The sequence below is a fragment of the bacterium genome (genome assembly GCA_037131655.1).
Classification (GTDB): Bacteria; Armatimonadota; Fimbriimonadia; order Fimbriimonadales; family JBAXQP01; genus JBAXQP01.
Genome location: JBAXQP010000155.1, coordinates 1 through 6,651, shown reverse-complemented (window position 1 = coordinate 6,651; position 6,651 = coordinate 1). Strand labels below are relative to the sequence as shown.

The 6,651-nt window shown below is 46.9% G+C and carries 5 protein-coding genes and 1 tRNA gene; 5 read left to right on the top strand and 1 reads right to left on the bottom strand.

All coding sequences use genetic code 11. From position 1 onward, the window contains the following. Nucleotides 1-205 precede the first annotated feature (205 nt). Nucleotides 206-1,372: a Gfo/Idh/MocA family oxidoreductase gene (locus WCO51_08205; protein MEI6513240.1), complete on the bottom strand. Its 1,167-nt coding sequence runs from the start codon at nt 1,370-1,372 to the stop codon at nt 206-208. 116 nt (nt 1,373-1,488) lie between these two features. Here WCO51_08205 and WCO51_08200 point away from each other — a divergent pair, with 116 nt between their 5' ends. From WCO51_08200 to WCO51_08180, 5 genes are all read left to right on the top strand, one after another. Then, entirely contained in the window at nt 1,489-2,544 is a 1,056-nt protein-coding gene (locus tag WCO51_08200) for a glycoside hydrolase family 172 protein (protein ID MEI6513239.1), read from the top strand. A gap of 229 nt (nt 2,545-2,773) precedes the next feature. Then, nucleotides 2,774-4,756 carry a DUF6785 family protein gene (locus WCO51_08195; GenBank protein ID MEI6513238.1) on the top strand — a complete coding sequence of 661 codons (1,983 nt, stop codon included), beginning with the start codon at nt 2,774-2,776 and terminating at the stop codon, nt 4,754-4,756. Between the two features lie 39 nt (nt 4,757-4,795). Beyond that, complete coding sequence (locus WCO51_08190) at nt 4,796-6,034, top strand: glycosyltransferase family 4 protein (GenBank protein MEI6513237.1); 1,239 nt, start codon at nt 4,796-4,798, stop codon at nt 6,032-6,034. A 76-nt stretch (nt 6,035-6,110) separates the two neighbouring features. Further along, nucleotides 6,111-6,183: transfer RNA gene (locus WCO51_08185), tRNA-Lys, on the top strand. 227 nt (nt 6,184-6,410) lie between these two features. Beyond that, the coding region (locus WCO51_08180) for a hypothetical protein (protein MEI6513236.1) at nt 6,411-6,651 on the top strand (241 nt) is incomplete at its 3' end.

The window sequence follows — 6,651 nt, the reverse complement described above, 5'->3', positions numbered from 1 at the left end:
CCATAATCGCGATTACTAATATCCATACTGTTCTCATCTTTAACACTCCACAGTTCTAACTAAGCCTAATTATTCGCCATAAAATACCCATATTCCTTCTTTTCAACTAGCGGATAGCGGAATTTTCGCGACCCTCTTCTTTCACGGAATACTTATGATCTATCCACACAAAAGCTCATAGCCCCTTTATTATCAAGAAATAACCCTATGATTTCGGAGCGTATTTGGGATCGGTTACTCGCTGCACACTCACCGTAGTTTTATGCTTTGAGGTTGCTTTAAGCTCGTCCATTAATTCATCATACTCTGCGCGGTTCACGGGTACATCGACTGGCTTATTTCGTCGACTAGAGAGAGTGATGGCGTTAATCATCTCGACAACCGCCAACCCGTCCTCTCCAGGAGAAAACAGAGGAGTTTCTTTATCCTTTATTGCACGGGCGCAGTTTTGGATAATGCCCGCATGACCTTCAAGCGTTCCTTCAGGATCCTTAGGAATATCGAGCGGGATTGGGTCTGCCCCTATACCGTCCCACATCCCCTTGGCATTTTTATTGAACTCACTGATCGATTCCTTGCACTGAAGGAACTTGAGGCCGCTATTATCGTCTTTCACCCTACCGCGATCGCCGCAAATGTCGATTTCGAGATCGTATGGCTCTTCAGTCGTGCTGGCATAAAGATAGCCGATAGCGCCGTTTGAATATTCGAGTAAAGCCCAGGCCTCATCTTCGACTTCGATATCATGCAATCGGGTACGGGTAAAACCGGTAACTCGGGATGGAAGTCCTCCCCACCAAGTAAGAAGGTCGAGTGCATGCGGCGCTTGATTGATTAAAATGCCTCCGCCCTCACCTGTCCAAGTTGCGCGCCATTCCTGAGAATTGTAATATGCCTGGCATCGGAATGAAGGAAAAATCATATTTGTACGGTTGATTTCACCTATCAGCCCATCCTGAATCATCTTCTTTACGGCTCTCAATCTGGGTGAAGAGCGCATTTGGTGCATTACGCCAAAAATCTTGTCCGCCTCTTTGGCAGCCTTAATCATTGCATCCGCATCACTCACTGTCACGGCAATCGGCTTTTCGGAAATGACGTGAAGTCCCTTTTTAAATGCATCAATCGCAATCGGCGGATGAAAATAGTGGGGGGTGGCAATAATAACCATATCGACCAGCCCACTTTCCAACAACTCTTGATGAGTAGCAAATCCCGGCACACTGAACTTCTCCGCAATTGGCAGAAGCGCATCCGGGTTAGTATCACAAACCGCGGTTAACTCAACTTCGGAAATATCTTCATTAATGTTTCGGCAATGATCGCTCCCCATCGCCCCCACGCCAATAACTGCACATCTCACCTTGTCCATGTTCACTGACTCCTCGAATTACTTTCTCTTACTCATATTATACTCAAGAAGCTTCGCGCTCGCAGGTAAGGTACAATCTCGCTGTTTCGGATACAGCACTATAAGGAGACTGGAATATGGACCAATCTATTGACCTTGGATTTATGCCCTTTTTATCTGATGCGCAAACTTTTGCGCTTACTGCTGAAAATCCGAGTGGTGAAAAGGGAAAAGGCGGACAAACTGCCAGCGAACAGCTCGGCCCCACTCGAAAAGGCAGCCCCTGTATAACAATCCCAGCGCAATCCACCGCTATCCTTGCCGATATTAAAGGCGCAGGGTGCATTAAGCATATTTGGTTTGGGCTTCCATTGCCCAAGGTTGACTATGAACCAGGCCATAACATTTTGCGCGACATGGTCATCCGCATGTACTGGGATGACGAAGAAACGCCTTCAGTTGAAGCGCCAATCGGCGATTTCTTTGCCCTCGGCCAAGGCACGCCTGCTCCGTTGGTCTCTCAAATGGTCACTATCGCTGAAGGTCGCGCCTTGAATTGCTTCTGGTCCATGCCATTCGCAACCTCTGCTCGTATCGAAATAGAGAACCAGCATACGGAAGAGCAACCAATGGTTTTCTATCAAATCGATGGCGAAAGATACGATTGTCTCGATCCGAAAGCAGCCCGTTTTCATGCTCAATGGCGACGCGAAAATCCGACTACCCTCAAAAAAGATTACACCCTATTAGAAGCCAAAGGGCGAGGGCATTACGTTGGGACCGTGTTATCGCTCTGCCCACTTCGAACTCAATGGTGGGGTGAAGGCGAGGTCAAGGTGTACCTCGATGGCGATAAGGAGTTCCCCACTCTCTGCGGAACGGGCATAGAGGACTATTTCCTCTCATCATACGGCATCGGCGAGTGGTGCAGTCCCTATCACGGCTGCCCACTTTATCGAGGAGGCCGTGTCTCAATGTACCGTTGGCATGTTGTCGATCCCATTCGTTTTATGAAAGAAATAAGAATAACCGTCCAAAACATCGGTTATCACGAAACCCTGGCCGAACGCTCAGACGACATGGACAGCACCGCCTTCTGGTATCAAGTAGAGCCTCATGCCGCCTTCCCGAAATTCCCAGATATCCTCTCTCGCCGCCCACAAGAACCGACTATCTTAGATTATAAACCATAAGATTAGAAAGGGGGACATGGCATATGCCTCGTCCCCCCTTTCTATTATCTCGTTTTCAACTAAATTCCTCTTCAATTTCGGATTAATGTTGCAATCTCATACAATAATTGGCAGGTAAACTTACGGATAAGGTGAGGTGTGCCGATATATTAAACAGACGCGTGAGTTTGGAATAAATTTTCTAGCTTTGAGCTGCTGGCGCTTTATTTTAATTTAATAGGATGCAATTGTGATAGGTAAGTTTCCGGATTCGAACATCGAGCAAAATCCTCAAATCGTTACGGCTATCCGCCCTTTTCGCACACTTTTGATTGGCGCGATTGGTGTGGGGATCGTTTCTTTGGTGGTCTCATCGGCTGATCTACAGGGGACCATTCAGATGGGTGTTTTCGCTCTGCCGCCTGCTGCTATTGCGCTGCTCTTTTTATTAGCCTTCGCGAATCGGTTTATACGCAAAATAAATCCTAATTGGACGCTATCAACTCCAGAGTTAGCAGTTATCTTTGTGATGATGCTTTTCAGCGCTCTTATTTCAGGCCGTGGGCTAATGGAGCGCATCTTCCCGATGCAAGTGGGTATCAACTATTTCGCGCCTAAAGAGCACTGGGACAAGCTTTACTTCCCATATTTCAAGCAATTCATGGTGCCGTGGGACTTGAAATCCACTCCACCCTCCCAAATCGTAAGCTGGTATTACGAAGGGCTACCCGGTGGAATGAGTATTCCATGGAGCGCATGGGCAACGTCAACTCTTTACTGGCTGGCCCTCGTTGCGGCGGTCTTCTTTGCATTCTTATGTATGTCAATTATCCTGCGACGTCAATGGGTCGAGAATGAGCGTCTGCCTTTCCCCTTAGTCCAACTGCCCCTCGAAATCATGCGCGGACAAGGCGAATTTTTAAACAACCGATGGTTCTGGTACGGCGTAGCGCTACCTGTGGCTTTGTTTACCCTCAATGGTTTGCACCGCAACTTTCCGTGGATCCCTGAAATTCCGCTCAGATTCGATCTAGCCTCAGCATTCAATCAGCCGCAACTACAAGGCCGAATGAGCTACACAACCATCCTTTTGACCCTGTCAGGGCTTGGTTTCTTCTTCCTGATTCCAACTGAGTTGCTTTTCAGCTTCTGGTTCTTCTATTTATTTGGGAAAGTCCAAGAGATAATATCGCTTTATATGGGATTGGATATCTCTGCCAATCACGCCGCGGCAGGAGCAATTATCAAATGGGAGTGCTCCGGCGGTTTCTTTGCGATGTCCATTTACATTCTTTTCCTCGCGCGTCATCATCTGAAAAATGTTGTCAGTTGCGCATTTGGACGGATTAAGGATTACGATAGCCAGGAGATGTTTTCATATCGCGTTGCCTTTTGGGGGTTTGTTGGCGCGCTTGTATTTATTGTTTTCTGGTGCAGTCTAATCGGCATGACCTGGTGGGTCACACTCAGCATTTATGGAATTTATTTGCTCGTTCAAGGGTTAGTAATGGCGCGCGCCACTGCTGAAGGTGGTTTATGGTGTACGGAAGCTTGCTTTACCCCCTCCGATATTCTGACGATGGAGAAATATTCCATCCTAGGAGCTCAAAACCTAGCGCTTACTCCCTTTACTGACCGGCTATTCACCCGAGATTTAAGAGGGATTCCCATCACCGGACTTATGGATGCCCATAAAATAGGCGATGATGTTGCATTAAAGCGCAAAACGCTTCTGCGAATGTTGGGGTTTGGGTTGATACTCACTCTTATCATCGGAACTTTTATCCATCTCTGGTTCCCTTATACTTTCGGAGCAGGCAATCTATATAAATACGATTTCCAAGGTGAAAACATTCGATTCTTCCGGCAAAATGCGCCCTTTATGAGCGGAGGGCAAAGCGCCCCTATCCCATGGGTTCGCCCGGTATTCTTTGTAATTGGGCTTGTGGTGACGGGAGTAATGGCCTTCTTCCGAACGCGCTTCCCATGGTTCCCATTCCATCCGTTAGGTTTTGCGATGAGCGCAACCTGGGGAGTGGTATGCTTCTGGTTCGTTATGCTTATCGCCTGGTTAATTAAAGTGCCGGTCTTGCGCTATGGCGGCATGCCGATGTATCGCAAAATGCGCCCCTTCTTCTTGGGTCTCATATTCGGCGAGTTCATGATGGCTGTGCTCTGGACCGTGCTCAGATTAATTTGGCGCATAGAAACCCCAGTCTTCCCATGGCCGTAAGGAATCAATAGATGCCCTTCTGGTAGAATAAATGTGTATATGAGCCAAACCAAACTTAACATCCTCGTCGCCTCACGAGCTACATTGCATCATGGAATTGGCGGTCTCGAACGACACTGCCGAGACCTATGCAAAGGATTGGCGGCTCGTGGTCACAAAATCACCTTAGTAACCTCCGAACATCCTGACGGCTTGGAACGGCTTAACGAAGATGGCGTAGAGATACTTTTCATCCCCGATTCGCTGCCTGGTAAATACAATCCCAATTTTTATCGAGGAGCCGAAAGGTTAATCAAGGAACTACAGCAAGAAAAACCTTTCGATGTATTAATCAGCCAATCACTTGCGCTCGGCCCATACGTGCATCGAACCCCACGCAATCAGCGACCTCCATGCATGCTTATTTGTCATGGGACGTTTTGGATCGAAATCCTCTCATCTTCCGCCTCCGTAAAAAATCTGTTCATTAGACACTACCGAATGCTGCGCCATTCGATGGTGAAGCTTGACTTTGAGTGGGGCACTCCTGGGATAAAGATGCAATGGCAGGGATGGCGCAGCGCAGATAAGGTCGTTGCCGTCGGACCCTATGTGGCACAGTGTCTTAGAACGCAGTATTTGATCCCGAAAAAGCGCCTAAGAATTATCCCTAATGGTGTTGACCTTAACGACTATTCTCCTAACCCTGATGTTCGCCAAAAAACACGAACTGAACTTGGATTTAATGAAGCATTTGTTATCCTTTGCCCTGGGCGATTATCACAAGATAAAAGCTTTGATATGGCCATCAAAGTCTTACCTGCTCTAGCATTGAAATATCCCGACTTGAGAATGCTGATAGTGGGAGACGGACCGGAATCTGACAACTTAAAGAATTTAGCTTCAGAATTGGGAGTTACAAATTCTGTTCTTTTCACTGGAAGAATTCCACAATCTGACATGGGGCGCTATTACGCAGCCTCCGATGCTTTATTTATCCCCTCTGAGCGTTATGAAGGTCTTCCATATACCCTAGTTGAGGGAGCAGCACGAGGATTAGCCATTATTACAACCTCTCGTGGAGGACAGGGCGCTGAAATAGAAGACGGAGTGAACGGGCTACTTTATCGTCCCGGCAACCTAAAAGATTGCATCAAAACTTTTGAAAGATTGTTGGGTGACAAGGCTTTTGCAAAACGTTTAGCTAGCAATGCCCGATCATTTGCAGAAAGTCGATACGATATAAATCTCATGATCGATTCTTTTGAAGCGCTAGCCTATGAGCTGGCTGGGGAATAGGTTTGTCTCAATCTGTCCTTTACTTCAGATTCACTTTGATTCCACTGGAAACGGTAGGGTATACTTGTCCGACTGCGAGTCGGTAGCTCAGACGGTAGAGCAACGCCCTTTTAAGGCGTGGGTCCTGGGTTCGAGTCCCAGCCGACTCATTTTTTCTTTTTTGCCTAATCCATACTCACCAATTACTTAATCCCCCAACACCACCCCGATTCTCTCTTAATGAATCAACTATGAAGGTAAATGCTCAGAGGGCGTGTGAAGTTTTTAAGGCTTTTCATAGCTAATACCCTGCGGTTTACTCCTCCTCAAGCCGATGATTAAATATGTCAATAACCGTATAAATACGGATTTAATCAGTTGGACGAAGAGGAACGCTGTGTCCGAAATATTATCGCAGGAAGAAATCGAAGCCCTACTTTCTACCTTAACGGGTGATAGTTCCGAAGATTCACCTACAACAAATTCCCCGTCCATGAGTTCCGAAGTGACTCATTCACCAAAGCTTGGTCGTCCGGAAGGATCCAAGAAAACGTATGCATACGGTATTTATGATTTTCGTTCTCCTGATAAGTTTTCGAAGGATCATTTGCGAACTTTACAGATGCTGAGCGAAACAT

Coding starts and splice junctions, on each gene's coding strand:
- WCO51_08205 (MEI6513240.1), bottom strand. CDS start 1,372: ATGGACAAGGTGAGATGTGCAGTTATTGGCGTGGGGGCGATGGGGAGC.
- WCO51_08200 (MEI6513239.1), top strand. CDS start 1,489: ATGGACCAATCTATTGACCTTGGATTTATGCCCTTTTTATCTGATGCG.
- WCO51_08190 (MEI6513237.1), top strand. CDS start 4,796: ATGAGCCAAACCAAACTTAACATCCTCGTCGCCTCACGAGCTACATTG.